This window comes from Dyadobacter sp. AC419, assembly GCF_979253085.1.
On the sequence record NZ_CEEDCD010000031.1, the window covers coordinates 85,126 to 101,270 of the forward strand.

General features: G+C 45.1%; 9 protein-coding genes and 5 pseudogenes. 7 read left to right on the forward strand and 7 right to left on the reverse strand.

The window, feature by feature from the left end; translation table 11 throughout:
• The first annotated feature begins 13 nt into the window (after positions 1-13).
• Positions 14-2,275, forward strand: coding sequence for an alpha-2-macroglobulin family protein (locus AC0IYG_RS30160; protein ID WP_471714732.1), 2,262 nt, complete (start codon positions 14-16; stop codon positions 2,273-2,275).
• 19 nt (positions 2,276-2,294) lie between these two features.
• On the opposite strand, the gene AC0IYG_RS30165 is transcribed toward AC0IYG_RS30160, so the two are convergent.
• The 6 genes and pseudogenes from AC0IYG_RS30165 to AC0IYG_RS30190 form a co-directional block, all read right to left on the reverse strand.
• Positions 2,295-3,524, reverse strand: a complete 1,230-nt coding sequence (locus tag AC0IYG_RS30165) for a DegT/DnrJ/EryC1/StrS family aminotransferase (RefSeq protein WP_471714733.1) — start codon at positions 3,522-3,524, stop codon at positions 2,295-2,297.
• Positions 3,525-3,568: 44 nt separating this feature from the next.
• Entirely contained in the window at positions 3,569-4,051 is a 483-nt protein-coding gene (locus AC0IYG_RS30170) for a PhoPQ-activated protein PqaA family protein (RefSeq protein ID WP_471714734.1), read from the reverse strand.
• A 28-nt stretch (positions 4,052-4,079) separates the two neighbouring features.
• Positions 4,080-4,925, reverse strand: coding sequence for a PhoPQ-activated pathogenicity-related family protein (locus tag AC0IYG_RS30175; protein WP_471714735.1), 846 nt, complete (start codon positions 4,923-4,925; stop codon positions 4,080-4,082).
• 111 nt (positions 4,926-5,036) lie between these two features.
• A pseudogene (locus AC0IYG_RS30180) lies at positions 5,037-6,681 on the reverse strand (SusD/RagB family nutrient-binding outer membrane lipoprotein).
• 30 nt (positions 6,682-6,711) lie between these two features.
• Positions 6,712-10,091: pseudogene (locus AC0IYG_RS30185) on the reverse strand (SusC/RagA family TonB-linked outer membrane protein).
• A gap of 164 nt (positions 10,092-10,255) precedes the next feature.
• Positions 10,256-10,486, reverse strand: a complete 231-nt coding sequence (locus AC0IYG_RS30190) for a hypothetical protein (protein WP_471714736.1) — start codon at positions 10,484-10,486, stop codon at positions 10,256-10,258.
• 283 nt (positions 10,487-10,769) lie between these two features.
• Here AC0IYG_RS30190 and AC0IYG_RS30195 point away from each other — a divergent pair, with 283 nt between their 5' ends.
• The 6 genes and pseudogenes from AC0IYG_RS30195 to AC0IYG_RS30220 all read left to right on the forward strand — a co-directional run bounded on the left by AC0IYG_RS30195 (position 10,770) and on the right by AC0IYG_RS30220 (position 14,423).
• Positions 10,770-10,994, forward strand: coding sequence for a POTRA domain-containing protein (locus AC0IYG_RS30195; RefSeq protein ID WP_471714737.1), 225 nt, complete (start codon positions 10,770-10,772; stop codon positions 10,992-10,994).
• Entirely contained in the window at positions 10,942-12,087 is a 1,146-nt protein-coding gene (locus AC0IYG_RS30200; protein ID WP_471714738.1) for a BamA/TamA family outer membrane protein, read from the forward strand. The genes AC0IYG_RS30195 and AC0IYG_RS30200 overlap by 53 nt, the downstream gene beginning before the upstream one ends.
• 117 nt (positions 12,088-12,204) lie before the next feature.
• On the forward strand, positions 12,205-12,798 hold the full coding sequence (locus AC0IYG_RS30205; RefSeq protein ID WP_471714739.1) for a hypothetical protein: 594 nt from the start codon (positions 12,205-12,207) through the stop codon (positions 12,796-12,798).
• Positions 12,799-12,803: 5 nt separating this feature from the next.
• Positions 12,804-12,941 carry a hypothetical protein gene (locus AC0IYG_RS30210; RefSeq protein ID WP_471714740.1) on the forward strand — a complete coding sequence of 46 codons (138 nt, stop codon included), beginning with the start codon at positions 12,804-12,806 and terminating at the stop codon, positions 12,939-12,941.
• A 58-nt stretch (positions 12,942-12,999) separates the two neighbouring features.
• Positions 13,000-13,512 (forward strand): annotated as a pseudogene (locus AC0IYG_RS30215) (peptidylprolyl isomerase); the annotation flags it as partial.
• A 4-nt stretch (positions 13,513-13,516) separates the two neighbouring features.
• Positions 13,517-14,423 (forward strand): annotated as a pseudogene (locus AC0IYG_RS30220) (SDR family oxidoreductase).
• 13 nt (positions 14,424-14,436) lie between these two features.
• Here the strand turns inward: AC0IYG_RS30220 and glgP are convergent.
• Positions 14,437-16,084, reverse strand: a pseudogene (glgP, locus tag AC0IYG_RS30225) (alpha-glucan family phosphorylase).
• Positions 16,085-16,145 lie beyond the last annotated feature (61 nt).

Here is a 16,145-nt window from a genome sequence, read left to right on the forward strand (position 1 = left end):
GTTTTCCTTTACCATGCCGGAAGCATTAACGAGATGGAAATTTCAGGCGTTGGCACATACAAAAGAGCTGGCATTTGGTTACAGCAGCAAGGAAATTGTTACGCAGAAAGAACTGATGGTGCAGCCTAATCCACCCAGATTTTTGCGGGAAGGCGATCGGATTGTTTTTTCTACGAAAGTTGCTAATCTATCGGATAAGGCATTAAGCGGACAGGTTTCTTTGCAACTGTTTGATACAGAAATCAATGCAGCGATTGACAACACTTTCCTGCACAATGTCTTTAAAAAGGAGTTTACCGTTGCGGCGGGACAAAGCACATCTGCCCAGTTTGCATTTCAAATTCCAAAAGGCTATACAAAAACCGTTACATGGCGTATGACCGCAAAAGCGGGCAGTTTTTCGGATGCGGAGGAAAATATTTTGCCGGTGCTTTCCAACCGCATGCTGGTGACCGAAACGATGCCATTGGCCATGCGACAAGCCGAAAATAAGACATTCAAATTCCAAAAATTGCTCGATTCGCAGCATTCGAAGACGCTTACGACCCAGTCTCTGACCGTTGAATACACGAGTAATCCTGCTTGGTATGCCATTCAGGCGCTGCCTTATCTGATGCAATATCCATATGAATGTGCTGAACAAACCTGGAATCGATATTATGCCAATTCGATGGCGGCATCGGTCGTCACAAGTTCAACGCGGATTGCGCAGGTTTTTGATACTTGGCGCAAAAGCGATACAACTGCGTTGCTAAGCAACCTGCAAAAAAATCCGGAGCTGAAATCGATCATTTTGGAAGAAACGCCGTGGGTGCTTGCTGCAAAAACCGAAAGTGAACAAAAGAAGAACATTGCACTTTTGTTTGACCTGTTAAGAATGACAAACGAGCTCAGCAATGCTGCTCAAAAATTACGTCAGTTACAAAGCACAAACGGAGGTTTTACATGGTTCAAAGGTGGGCCGGATGACCGTTATATGACCCAGTATATTCTGAGCGGCATTGGGCATCTGCGAAAAACAAACGCTGTTCAAAAAGGTCAGGAAGGTGATTTGGATGCAATTGTGAAATCGGCGCTGCCTTATCTGGAACAAAGGATTGCGGACGATTACAATGACCTTTTGAAATACAAACAAGACCTGAAGCAATACATTCCCTCACAGCTTGTGATCCAGTTTTTGTACATGCGCAGCTTTTTCAAAGAACAGCCAGTCGCGGCTGCCTCTCAAAAAGCGTATCAGTATTTTATGGAGCGGACCAGGCTGACATGGGCCGAACAAACCAAATATATGCAAGGCATGAGTGCACTTGTTTTGCACCGCGCCAAGGATTCAGCGACGCCGGAAGCGATCCTGAAATCGTTGAAAGAAACAGCGATCGTGCATGAGGAGTTGGGCATGTATTGGAAAAATAATCAGCGTGGCTGGTGGTGGTTTGAAGCGCCAATTGAGCGCCAGGCATTGCTAATCGAAGCTTTTCAGGAAATTGCAAACGACGAAGCGACCGTTGACAACCTAAAAACCTGGCTTTTAAAAAACAAACAAACCAATAACTGGGAAAGCACAAAAGCCACCGCAGAAGCCTGCTATGCATTGCTGATGACGGGCAGTAACTGGCTTGCAGACGAGCGCAATGTTTCCGTTTATCTTGACAAAACGAAGATAGAGCCTGAAAAAGCGGAAGCTGGAACCGGCTATTTTAAAAAGGCCATAGACGGGAAAGAAGTCACTGCTGGGATGGGCAACATTGAAGTGCGTATCGAAGGCGATAAAACGAACTCGAGTGCACCGTCGTGGGGCGCCGTTTACTGGCAATATTTTGAAGATCTGGACAAGATCACTTATTCAGAAACGCCTTTAAAGCTGTCCAAAAAGCTATTTATTGAGAAAAATTCAGACAAAGGCCCGGTGCTGACACCGGTTAATGCGGGAGATATATTGCATGTGGGCGACAAGGTAAAAGTCCGGATCGAACTACGTGCAGACCGCGATATGGAATATGTGCATATGAAGGACATGCGCGCGTCGGGTCTCGAACCGGTCAATGTGTTGAGCAGTTACAAATGGCAGGATGGCCTCGGTTACTACGAAAGTACCAAAGACGCGAGCACCAATTTCTTTTTCAACACATTAAAAAAAGGCACCTACGTTTTCGAATATCCCCTTTTCATCAACCAGGAAGGCGATTTCAGCAACGGCATCACGACCATTCAATGCATGTACGCCCCAGAATTCACCGCGCATAGCGAAGGGGTCAGGATTCGGGTTGGGAAATGAATGCGGGCGGTTTCCTTGCTTAGGAAACTGCCTGCTGTATCTTCAAAATTGCCTTAGCAAACGTTTCCATATCTTCTTTCTCTCCAAGCATGGCGTGTTGTAGGATCCAGATGGCGTCTGTGGCGCAGGCTTGTTCGGCGGCGTGGCAATGAACATCTGCGTAACTGACTTGCTCGGGGATGGCGTAGCACATGAAGTTTTTATTTTGAAAAAGCGGTTGTTTGTACAATGGATGCGGATAACCCTTGAAGCTGGGAACGCCTTCTGCGGCAAGCATTGCGGCGAAGTCATTTTTCGGTAATCCGCCAAATGCACTGGAATCGTATTTGAAAATATAAATGTGATAACAATGCATCGTGATCTCCCCGGAGCGTGATAAAGGCGTAATGCCATTTATGCCTGCGAGTAATTGATTCAAATACAAGCCGTTCTCATTTCGCTTTTGAGTTTGCGCTTCCAGTCTTGTGAGTTGCTGCGAAAGCAACACGGCTTGCATTTGGGTAATGCGGTAATTGCAGCCAGGATTGTAATGATCATACCATTGTCCGCCTTCAACGCGCCCGACATTGCGGAGCGAGCGCATCATTGCATACAAGTCATCATCATTCGTAATCACAATCCCGCCTTCACCAGACGTCAGATTCTTGGACGATTGGAAACTAAAACTGCCTACATCGCCGATAGAACCTAATTTCCTGCCTTTGTACTCAGCTCCGTGCGCGTGCGCGGCATCTTCAATCACCCTTAATCCATGTCGTTTTGCAATGTCCAGAATCGCTTCCATATCACAGGCCAATCCACCGAAATGCACCGGAATGATTGCCTTCGTCCGTTCTGTAATTGCGGCCTCGATTGCCTTGGGACTAATGTTATAAGTTTCCGGATCAATGTCCACAAACACCGGCACGCAGTTACATTCGATGACCGATGAAGCTGTGGTAATAAATGTATATGGCGGAACGATCACCTCGTCACCCGGCTTTACGCCACAAGCAATCAGAGCCAGCCTGAGTGAAACAGAGCCGTTTACGCAGGAAACGGCGTATTTACTCCCGCAATATGCCGCAAAATCCTTTTCAAACTTTGCGACTTCATCCCCACAGTCCGGGTTTCCCCATTTCCCGCTTTGGACAATGGCTGTAACTGCCTCAATGTCGGCTGCGTCATAAATAGGCCATGGAAATTCTTTTTGAACGGACTTTGGGCCGCCGTTGATCGCTAGCTCATGGAGTTTGTCAATGGTTTTCAAGATCATTCAATTTTAATAAGCCACAGCATTACAGCCAATTGCATTTACAAAACCGCTTTTTCATTTGTCAAAAACACCCTCGTACTTTCCGTGTAAGTTTTCCCTTGTGGCGTCTGGTATTTCAAGTCCACATAAAAGGCCCGGAAACCGCTTGATGGGAAAGCTTCTGAGATTGAAACCTCCGATTTCTTCTTGATGCCCAGACTCTTACTTGTCCAAATATCATCACGCAAATCCTGATCCTTGGACTGGGCAGACCATAGAATGACGTCAACCAATGCATCTGCACTGGCCTTAATGTCCAGATTTACACCTTTTTTAGACAAAGATTGTGTCCATTGACATTCAGCATAAGGCGTTTTTGTGATCGTCGCGCCAAAAAAAGCACTTAATGCTGCCATCGCCTGCTTTCCATCGCCCAGATCGTGGCCCGCGTTGGGAACATAATGGAGCATGTTTTTGCCAGGAATTTTGTCAAGATAATTTTTAACATTGTCCACCACCCAATATTCATCGTTTGTTCCCATGAAAATCATCTTAGGCATCGTCAATTTATCACGGTACGGAAAACGGATCAATCATTTTTGTAATGGCCTCACCGTCAGGCGACCCGGTTGACTGCGGAATGCCCAGCTTGACATAATCTTCGATCTGGATACTGTATTCACCCCAGGATTTGATTTGATAATCAAGACTGACGGGCATATTTAACACATCGATCACCATCGGCGCTATCGCTTCCACGCGCGGATCGCTTGCACCGGTAAGCCAGGTTGTCCAGCCGCGTTTCGAAGCGCCGGTTACGACGAACTTATTTACCTCATGATTCAATTTTTGTTTGGCAAATTGCTGCACAACATCCATGGCTTTCACGGCACTTTTCACCATTGGAAAAAGCAGCGGCCAGCTGTAATCTTTGTCTTTTTTAAAATTGTGGAGCGTGTAGGAAATCAGCGCGTCTTCGGTCAGGTCATCGAAAAACGGCTGGTTTGGCGTCTGTTTTAAAAGAGCTACGATGGCCTTGTTTGTGGTTGCCATTTCGGCTAACGGCTCATAAAGCTTGTCATCACGCTTGGTGTTCCAGTTAGGAAGTTCGTTTGTGTTTGATCCGCCAGTGATGAACAACAACGCGTCGTCATGCTTATTTTCTTTCGGCACCATAACAGTTAATTGATGCGTCCAGACAAATTCACGCCACTTTTGAGACGTTACGAGAATGTTATAAAACGTCACATCGCCTCGCGTAAAAGTCTCTTTCAGTTCCCATTTAAATGTCTTGTCACCATTTTCGAGATAACTTTTCAGGGCATTTTCCGGGGTAATCTTTTGAGCGATAACAGCAGTTGTCAGCAGGAATTGGAACAGAATGATTTTAAAAACAGTGGCTAATCTGAATGACATACATTTAAATTTAGTAATGGACGGTTATTTCGATGGTTTCCAATAATAAACCGGAGCCATCGATCACACGAACGGCTCCGGTTTGGAATTTTTCACCAGATTCAAAAATGATTACCAGGGTTTACCGGTTCCTTGCACAAGCCACTGCTTTGACCACGGACTATTGCCCTTATCAGCCTGAGAATAACTTGTAATTTCCAGCTTGCTCACAGCTCCCTCAGCATTGGTTTTGTTTATTCTAAGCTCATCCTGCATATAATAGAACCGCAATGGAAGCACTTGTCTTTTTGCCGCAGGCCCTGCTTTAAGCTCAGGAAAACCCGTTCTTCTGAAATCAAACCAGGCTTCTGTTGCCGCTGTCCAGCTTGCAATCCATTTCTGTTCAATGATTTGCTTAACCGATTTGTCAAATGCGACGCCTGGCTGTGCAATGTATTTGTCATAAGCATCACCAACTGTCCATGTGCTGAGCGATGCTTTTACACCTGCCTCGTAATGCGCTTTTGCAACGCCCGCAGCCCAGCCTTTTGTAGCGGCTTCTGCCAGAATAAAATGCACTTCTGCGGCGGAGATCAATCTTGCTTTGAGCAATGGCCCTTTTGCGGCTTTGTAAATTTCATTCAAAAACGACACGTGCGGGTTGTAAGAAGTTTGTCCAGGAGTCGGATTAAGGTTATAAGCCGATGGCAATGCAGAGAAACTTGTGGGCAATCCAACATAATCCGGATCGGTGTCTATCACAGTTTTTCCAACTTTATCAGGAGACAAATATCTTTTTCCATCCACAATTTTATCCGTTCCAGCGGGAAGTTTTGCATCGACAACCAACGGAACTTCCACCTTTTTCGCCCAGATCGCAAGTCTTGGATCTTTAATAGCCTGCAATCTGTCGACAAGCGTAGCGGCCATTTTTATACGGCGGTAATTGCTTCCGCTGGCATCGATTACTGCGTTGGCTGGCCATGCATCTGCTTCACTGTTTCCCGGATATGCCATGGTGGCGTCATCGTCATTGCTCGTAATAATCGGAAACTGTGCTGCATTGGCAACGATTTTTTCAATTCCCGCCTTTGCAATTTCAGGCTGCTTAGCCGAAAGACGCATATAATAGCGCAACAGCAGTGAATTAGCCATCTTTCTCCATTTTGCCGGATCGCCGCCGTAGTACACATCCACACCTTCCACAATTCCACTGTAATCTGCTTTGGGTTTAGAAAGCATGATGTTTGCCTTTTCAAGATCAGCGATAATGCCAGCGTAAATCTTATCTTGGCTGTCAAATGCAGGCAGAATGCTGGACGTGCCGCCATTTTCTCCCTTCAATGCATCGGTGTAAGGCGCATCGCCCCAAAGATCCGTGATCAACCCGAACATGAATGATTTCATAACGAGCGCAACGCCCTGATGAAATTCAAAATTCGATTCAACAGACCTTGTATACAGCAGATCATTATTTCTCAGCACATCGTAATATGCGTTCCAGCTTTGGTCGCCACCCCAGTCATAATCATTATGACCGCTTGACCACGCATCTTTTTGCGTATGCTGCACCACGCCCGCAATGTCCTGATAACCAAGATTTACGTAGAGTTTTGCGGCTTCGGTCAGCACGGTGGGCAGCATCAGATTGGGGTTAACCTTTTCCGGGCCCACACCGTTGGGATTTTCGTTTCAGTTCACTAAGGTCTTTGCATGAGAATGTAAGACAAGTGAGCAGGAGCGAAAACAGAATTGAAGTAATGTGAAATTTTTTCATGAGTCTATTTTTAAACTATGTCTCTCGAAATTAAAACGTTAGCCCAAGCTTGAAACCAATCGGCATCACCCACGGCGTTACATTATAACGCTCGATTCCTTGCTTGAACTGGGTTCCTGCCTGCGCATTTGCTTCCTGCTGGAACGCCATTTCAGGATCGATTCCGATCTTAGCTTTTGTCCATAGCATAATATTCCGGCTGTAAATCGCCACGTTGGCATTTTGCAAACCAATTCGTTTTACAAAAGTGGCTGGCAGGTCATAACCGAAAGAAATTTCACGCATTTTGATAAAAGACCGCGTCGAATGTCGCTGCACGCGAGAAGCTCCAAGGATAATTGTCGCCATACGGAATGTATTTTGTTCCAGGGCCGCCCAGGTTCTCTACATAACTGGTAACCTCTCCTTCTGAATCGTATTCGGCAATTACACCCGGATTAAACACTGCATAATCGTAAGTGTTGCCGCCGTATTCAAATGGGAAACCACCATATTCTTTAGTAGGACCGCCTACAATCGGGAAGTTGTTGCCACGGATAATTACTTTATCATTATTAACGAGATAATCTCTTAACTGATCACCCGTCAGGCCATTGGGATTAATCAGGTTATCGAGGAAGCGCTGAGACCGAAGATCTGATTCGCTGTATCGATAAGTCTGCGAAACGAATTCACCGCCGTTTCTCCAGTCAAAAGTCATGTTAAGACTGAAACCTTTGTAATTAAGCGACGTTTGCATGCCCAAAATAAAGTCCGGGTTGAAATTACCAATCTTGCTTCTGGTGTTTGATGCATTGATGCTTTGCCATGATCCATCATCATCGAGAATCGGATAACCATAATAAGGCGAGTTCTTGTCCTTCACAGTAACGATCTCAGAATCATACAGATCACCAATTTGATCTCCTACGTAAGTCCAGGCGCCGCCTTTCGCATCAGTCCACAATGTGTAAAATTCAAGACCGTCCGAAAGCGACTTAATGGTCGTCCTGTTTCTTGACCAGTTTGCATTTATGTCCCATCTCCAGCCGTTTTTCGCGAATGGTGTTCCTCCCAGCGAAAGTTCAAGTCCTTTGCTCACCAGCAGACCGGCATTGATGTTCTTTGAAGAAAAACCACTTGATCCGGGTAATTTAGTCGGAATAATCTGGTTCCTGTTTTCAACCTGATAATAAGTTGCAGCAAAGCGAAGCTTGTTACTGAACAGATTCAGGTCAAGACCACCTTCGTATGAAGTTGCAATTTCAGGTTTAAGATCAGGCAAAAGGATCTGTCCGGACTTTGTCAGCCTGGTAATTCCATCCCATGCGCCTGCATTGCCTAATGTTGCAAGCAAGCTGTAAGGATTTGTATCATTACCAACCTGAGCCGCACCGCCTCTCACCTTTAATAAGCTGATCGGGTTAGTCAAATGAAACATTTCACTTAGGATCAGGCTCAAAGATGCAGAAGGATAAAAATAGGATCTGTTTGCCTTCGGAAGCGTGCTCGACCAGTCGTTACGCGCAGTCAAATCCAGATAAATCATGTCCTTGAAACCCAGGTTAGCCAATCCGTAAACGCTGAAAACAGCCCGTTGGGAAAGATAACTTGAAAAAGAGAGGTTGGCCGGAGCAATGTTGGCAATATTAAACAGACCTGGAATGGTTAGTCCCGTTCCGTTTTTAGTGGCTGTTGTAATGTCCGTATTTTTCTGAAAACGCATCTCCTCCACCAGAAATGGAAACACTTAAATCGCTGATGTCCTTTTTGTAAGTAAGCAGAAAATCAGCATTGCGCTCAAATCGTGACAGATTCGTGATCCCATAAGCACCGCGGCTATCATTGGTGTAACTGTTAGCGATTTTCGTTTCACGATCCTCATTATACGTATCCAATGAATAGCGACCCATTAAACTAAGGGAAGGCGTGATTTGCCAATCGGCTCTTAAATTGCCGAACAAACGGTCGCGAACGAAGCTGTTATTGACCTCATAAGCCATGAAATATGGATTGTTATAATCCCCAGGCCCTTGTGACAATTGCTGCAGACCTTCCTGACCAGGAACCCAGTAATTGCGTAGATCGCGAATGTCGATATGCGGAGACACGGCGTAAGCCCATTGCAATGGGTTGGTTCCGCGGTTCGTTGCAGGTCGGTTATTGGAATTGTTTCTGCTGAAATCCAAATTCGTCCCGATCGTCAATTTCTTGCTAACCTTCAATGAAGAGTTGATGCTTAGGGAGTTGCGGAACAAATCTGAGTTTGGAATGATCCCGCGGTTTGACATATTGGAATACGAAATGCGATAGTTGATCAGTTCGCTGCTATTCGAAACCGAGATGCCATTGGTTGTTGTAATGCCCGTTCTTACAAAGTTCTTAACATTGTCTTTGTGCGAAACCAGCTCAGTTGGGATCGGATTTCCATTTTCATCCTTAGGACTGTTCCATTGCACCGCCTTGTAACCTTTGTCCAGCTCCGGACCGACGCCGCCGGCCGAGTTTTCATCAATCTGCAACACGCCGCCGGGGTAAGGATTGTTGTCCGGTGTAAATGGCAAAATTCCTGTTGCAAACTTAGAATGCATATCAAGGAATTTGTAAGGCTTATCAAAAACAGTGTTTGAAGTGATTGAAACGGTCATTTTCTTGGACTTACTGCCACTTTTTGTGGTGATAAGCACAACACCGTGTCCAGCTCTTGAACCATATAATGCAGCTGCATTCGGACCTTTAAGGATCGAGACGCTTTCAACGTCGTCCGGGTTAATGCTCGAAATTGCATTTCCATAATCCACCCGGTTGTCATTTCCAATCTGGCTTACGTTATTCAATGTATTTGTGATGGGAACACCGTCCACAACAAACAAAGGCTGATTGTCATTACTCAGCGATGTGGCGCCGCGGATAACCATACTTACGGATGATCCCGTGCCGCCCGTTGAACTGATCGTAACACCAGGCACTTTTCCCGAAAGCGAGTTTAAAACGTTTTCCTGCGCAACGCGGCTGATCTCTTTTCCATCCACTTCGGCCACAGAATAGCCTAGCGAACGCTTTTCTCTGGAAATTCCCAAGGCAGTTACAACGGCTTCATTAAGCGTCTCTGCGCCTTCCGCCAGGTCAACATTGATCACCGACTGGTTGCCAACAGTGATTTCCTGTGTTTCATGTCCGATGTAAGAAAAGACAAGAACAGGTTTTGAAAGCTCATTGACAGATATCGAGTAATTCCCGGAAGCGTCGGAGGAAGTTCCTACCTGCGTGCCTTTTACGATAATGTTGACACCTGGCATGGGCGTGCCATCCGTTTTTGAAGACACCTTCCCCGTAATTGTTTTGTCCAAATTCTGAACACCGAACGCATCAGCCGTTCCAGGCGCAATAAAAAAAGCTACTGCGAGCAAACACCAGAGTATTCGTCGCATACTAATAATAGAGATTGGATCCATAATCTTTGAATTTTAGGTGATTGTCATTAGTCATGATAACAGGAGTAAAACTGTAAAGAGGTTTGTAAATGAGACCAATTTATCGAGGGTGTCAGCACCGTTAGCGCGGGTATTTCAGGGTAATTACTTCGGAGGCGGCATTAAGGACTATCCTTACCATTGGGTGATTGTCCGTTCTGCGGATATCCGTTTGCGGAATGGTTTTTCTCGTTTTCTTTTAGCAAATAATCGAAGTAAATTTCGAGTGCATCGGCGTATTTTTGCTGGTCTTCTGCATTGTTAATGCCTGCCAGCAATTCCGAAAGTTCCTCCCCGGAGAGTTTGTTGCTGATCAGTTTATTAATCAATGTTTCAGCCCGGGAAAGTGACATAGGAATAGCCGTTTAAGTCTTTGTAGAAATACTCGAAGGATTTGTGAAAAGACTATCGCCCGGAATATGTTTTTTTGAAAGCTTCCTGAACTAAATCAGATAACCTTATTTTTACCAAAATTTCACCATATTCATCGAATGTATCGTTTCTGTACTGAAATCTGGCCGTGAAGAATGAACCCTATCAGACTTTTTAAGAAGCGCTACTTCCCCGTTATTCGCTTTATTTTTTTTACAAACCGCTTACGCTCAAACCATTAAAACAGACACGATCGGAACAGTTGTGGTCGGTGACATTTTGGTTGAAGGGAATCACCGCACAAGAAGCAGCATTATTTTGCGTGAAATGGCGATCAAAACAGGTGACACACTCGCAGCCAATCTGCTGCCCGAATCACTGGAAATTGACCGCCGGAAGATTATCAACACCAACCTGTTTGTCACCGTCGACCTTGTTGCGCAAAGCAATCCGGATTCGGTGCGAACGGACATTGCGCATTATGGTTAAGGAGCGCTGGTATTTGATCATTGTGCCCGTTTTCCAGCTCGCTGACCGCAATTTTAATGAATGGTGGTATGAACGCAAACGCGATCTGTCAAGGACAACTTATGGCGTTTACATGAGTTATGGAAACGTTACGGGACGTGCGGATAAGCTTCGTTTTCTGGCAGAATTCGGTTTTATCCCAAAATTTGAAATTGCTTACACGCTTCCTTATCTGGACAAAGCACAAAAAACGGGCATCACTATCGGTTCCTCTTACTCTGTCAACAAAACCACTGCGTTTAGGACCTGGCGTGACAAATTGCAGTATTTCAACAGCGAGGACATTAACCGCGAAAGGTTTTATTCTTACGTGAGCATTAGTCGCCGCAACAAATATTACACGTTTCACACGGCCGACCTTCGGTGGAGTTACAGCAAAATTTCGGACACCATTGCAAACCTTAATCCTTATTATTTGCTCAAAGGCCGCACATTACAGCGCTATTTTCAACTGACTTATACATTCAGCTACGACAAGCGTGACAATGTGCAATATGCTTTGCAGGGACAAAGTCTGGCGTTGCAGCTTTCGAAAATCGGACTTTTGCCCAATGACGATGTTAATATGCTGTATTTCTATGGTTCTTACCGAAAATACATTCCCATTTCGAAGCGGTGGTTTTTCAACACAGGTTTGCGCGGACACGTTTCTTTGCCAAGAAGACAACCTTATTTGCAAACGATCGGATTGGGTTACCGCAATGATCTTGTCCGCGGCTATGAATTGTATGTGGTTGATGGACAGGATTATGCATTGTTTAAAAACGAATTGAAATACAAACTATTCTCGTTCCAGAAACACTTTTCCTTTATTCCCGTAAAGCAATTCAACACCATTCCGCTGGCGGCTTACATTAATACTTTTGCGGATGCGGGCTATGTCAAAAACAGTTATCCTGAACTCAACAACACCAGGCTTGCCAACTCAATGCTTTACGGCGCTGGTGCCGGTCTTGATATCGTGACTTTTTACAATATATTGGCCCGGTTTAATCTCACTTTGAACGGAAAAGGTGAGCGGCGATTCTTCTTTAATGTCTCGCGAGAGTTTTAAAATCATTTTTGAAAAATGGAAATATGGCTACATTGCACATCTGAAAGCCCTTTCCGAAATGAAGGCACGACTATTTTATCACTTACAACAAACCGAATGAAAAGAACCTCTACATGCATGAAAAGTCTTAAAATCTCGGTTACCGCCATGCTTTTTGCAGCGGTGATCTTCGGATGTGACACCAAAACGAGCGAAAAAACGGAGGCCACAACCGACTCAGCAGTAACCGAAGCGCCTGCTGCCACAAATGAACTAAACAGTGACCAATCGGCGCTGCTGCAAGCTATACTGGGAGAAAATGAAGCGGAGGGCAGCGTTTTGCGTGGCGTTTCGTTTGGTGATGCCGTTAGTAAGGTGAAGGCGTCTGAAAGTTTCGAAATGTTTGAAGAAACAGCCGATCACCTTGGTTATACGTCCGAAACGCCTCAGCTGGAAACCATTGACGTGCAATATTTCCTGACTCCGGACAAGAAGGTAAACAAAATAACCGTTGATGTATATCTCAACAGTCCGGAAGCGACGAAACAGCTTTGGAATGCTGGAAAGAAATACTTTACGGAGCATTATGATGCGCCAAAAGAGGAACCCAATAAAGCGACCTGGAACAAAAAGTCAATTCGCATTAACATGGAAGATGTATCAAAAGGAAAGGATTATGGACTAAAATTCCAATTTGTTCCGACTGATAAAAATGTTCTTGCGGCTAATTAAATCTTATGAAAAACCACAAATCTTTGCTTCTGGCAGCATTATGCCTGTTTTCTGTGGGCGCATTTGCCCAAAACAAATCCAAGAAAGACGAAGTTGTAACAATCAAAACGGAGGAAGGCACCATGCGCATCATCCTGTTTTGACGAAGCGCCGAAACACAAAGCCAATTTTCTAAAATTATCAAAAGAGAAATTCTACGACGGCTTGCTTTTCCACCGCGTCATTGATGATTTCATGATCCAGGGCGGCGACCCTAATTCCAGAAATGCCAAGCCAGACGATATGCTTGGAAAAGGCGATAACGGCTATAAAATTCCTGCCGAATTCAGTCCAAAGTTATTCCACCAAAAAGGCGCATTAGCGGCCGCACGCGACAACAATCCTGTAAAGGAATCGAGCGGATGCCGGTTTTACATTGTGCAAGGCAGGAAATGGAGCAAGAATGATCTAAACAAACAAGCTGCCCGCGCCGCCCGGAAATTAACTGACGACCAGAGAAAAGTTTACGAAACCATTGGTGGAACTCCGCATTTGGATGGAGCTTATACGGTTTTCGGACAGGTTATTGATGGTATGGAAGTGATCGACAAAATTGGCTCTGTTGAAAAAGATGAGCGCGATCGTCCGGAGAGAAATGTTTCGATGCAGATTTCGATCAAAAAAATGAAGAAGAAGAAAATTACCAAGAAATACGGCTGGAATTACGAGGCTTAACGCATTGAAAAAGAAACGAATACTCATCACCGGCTCCAACGGACTGCTTGGTCAGAAACTGGTCGCGCTGCTGGCGGAAAATGATGCAATTGAAACCATAGCAACTGCAAAAGGCGCAAACCGGCTCGACGTTTCGGACGGTTACCGTTATGTTCAGATGGACGTAACGGACGCGCAAAATGTTGATGAAGTTTTAGATTCGGTAAAACCGGATGTGATTATCCACACTGCCGCAATGACCAATGTGGATCAATGTGAAATGGAGAAAGATGCGTGCTGGAAACTGAATGTGACTGCCGTCGAAATCCTGATAGAAGCTTGCCGGAAATACAACATTTTCCTTGAACATGTTTCTACAGGCTTCGTTTTCGATGGAAAATCGGGGCCCTATCGAAGAAGATGCACCTAATCCCATCAGTTTTTATGGCTGGAGCAAATATGCTGCTGAACAAGCCTTGTTAAGTTCTGATATTGACTGGGCTATTGCACGGACTGTTCTCGTTTACGGCATTGCGCACGACATGAGCCGCAGTAACATTATTCTTTGGGTTAAAAAATCACTGGAAGAAGGCAACGCGATCAAAGTTGTAACCGATCAGTTCCGCACCCCGACATTGGCAGAAGATCTGGCTTTGGGATGCTTTTTAATTGCTGATCAGCGCACAAAAGGGATTTTTCACATTTCCGGAAAGGATTTTCTAACACCTTACGAAATGGCGATCATGGCTGCCGATTACTTTTCACTCGACAAATCACTCATTTTCCAAACCGACGCATCGTCATTTACGCAACCCGCCAGACGTCCGCCAAAAACCGGTTTCGACCTAACAAAATCCCGAAACATACTTGGCTACGAACCGCATACATTTCGGGAAGGCATCGAATTGGTTGCGAAGCAGATTGGGGGCTAACTAGCAGAATAATTTAATAAAGCGTCTCATAATACTCACGCGCCATGCGATCGGAGTTGAAGTCTACATTGACGTCGTTCATGCTGTTGAGAACCATTTGCTGCCATTTTTCCTGGTTGGCGTAATAAGTTGGGATCACGTCTGTTTCCAGCTTTTGCATGAGGTTATCGCAATCCTGCTTGTTAATGTCGTCGCCTTCGGCAACCGGCAGCAGGAATGAATTTTCACCGTCTTTTGCGAATTCACAAATCCAGCCATCGAATGTCGATAAGTTAAGCGAAGCATTCATGGCAGCCGTCATCCCGCTTGTTCCGGAGGCTTCGCGGGTTACAACCGGCGTGTTAAGCCAAACGTCGGAACCATCCTTCAATAACTTGGAAAGTGCTAATTCATAACCTGTTAGCACCGCCATATTTGGAAAAAGATGGCTTAGATAAAACAAATGATTGAATGTGTCGATTGCGCCTTCGTCTTTCGGATACGGCTTCCCAGCCCAGATCACCTGAATCGGCTGATCCGTATTATTCATCATTTTACGAAAACGTTCAAGGTCCCAAACCAGCATGTCTGGTCTTTTATAAGCCGCAAATCGCCGCGCCCATACAATCGTAAGCACATTGGGATCGAAAATCTTACCACATTGATCGGCAACTGTTTTGAATAAAATCGTTTTCAGCTCTTTTTTCCGGGCAACAATCTGGGCAGAATCTTTGGCAAGGCGAGCACTTTCTAGCTGACTATCAACCCAGTAAGTGTTATTCTGCGCATTGGTAATGTGTCCTATCTCGGCAATTCCTGCATGCGACTTCCACATATTTCTCGAAACTTCGCCATGCAATTTGGATACACCATTGGCCTTTCTGCTCAAACTCAATGCCGCAAGCGAATGGTTGAACGTGTCGTCCCTGATGCCGCTAATTTTGCGGACCGTTCCCAGATCCAGCCCGGAAAAGAATCCCAGCTTATTCAGGAAGTTAATGTCATGTTTCTCATTACCAGCCTCTTCGGGTGTGTGCGTGGTAAAGACAACGCGTTTTTTAACCTCAGCGACTTTTTTATATTTTTTGTATAAATGAAAAAGGGCTGAAACCGCATGCGCTTCATTTAAATGATAAACCTCCGGCTCGTATTTTCAACTCCTCAAGCAGTCTCGCACCGCCAATGCCCAGCACCATGCATTGCGCAACTTTGTAAGTGACATCAGCGTCATAAAGCGAATAACTGATCGCACGTGTCGTGTCATCATTGCCGTCCGTATCGGTTGTTAACAGGAATAATGGTGCAGATTGGAAGACATTCGGCGGCAGATAGTAAGCAGCCACCCACACGCTTTTGCCCATAACGGGGATCTGGAAACGTATGTTTGTGTCGACAAGAAAGGAATACATTTTCTCGCGAAATTCCGGCTCCATGCTTCCGTCCTTTTTGCGGCCCTGATCGTAATAGCCATGTTTCCAGAGCATTCCGATGCCTATCAAATTCTGTTTCAGCGCATATACGCTGCGCATGTGTGAGCCTGCCAGAAAACCCAGCCCTCCTGAGTAAATTTTGAGCGCCTGATCGACGCCGAACTCCATTGAAAAATAAGCGACTGACTTGTTAAATTGTGTATCCGGGGTAAATGGATGTTTATAAGGAAGAGCGAAGGTTTGTTGTGACATTAATGGGTTGATTTTTTGTGAAAAACATAAAGTTAAAAAATCAAGCCATGAATCGTTATAA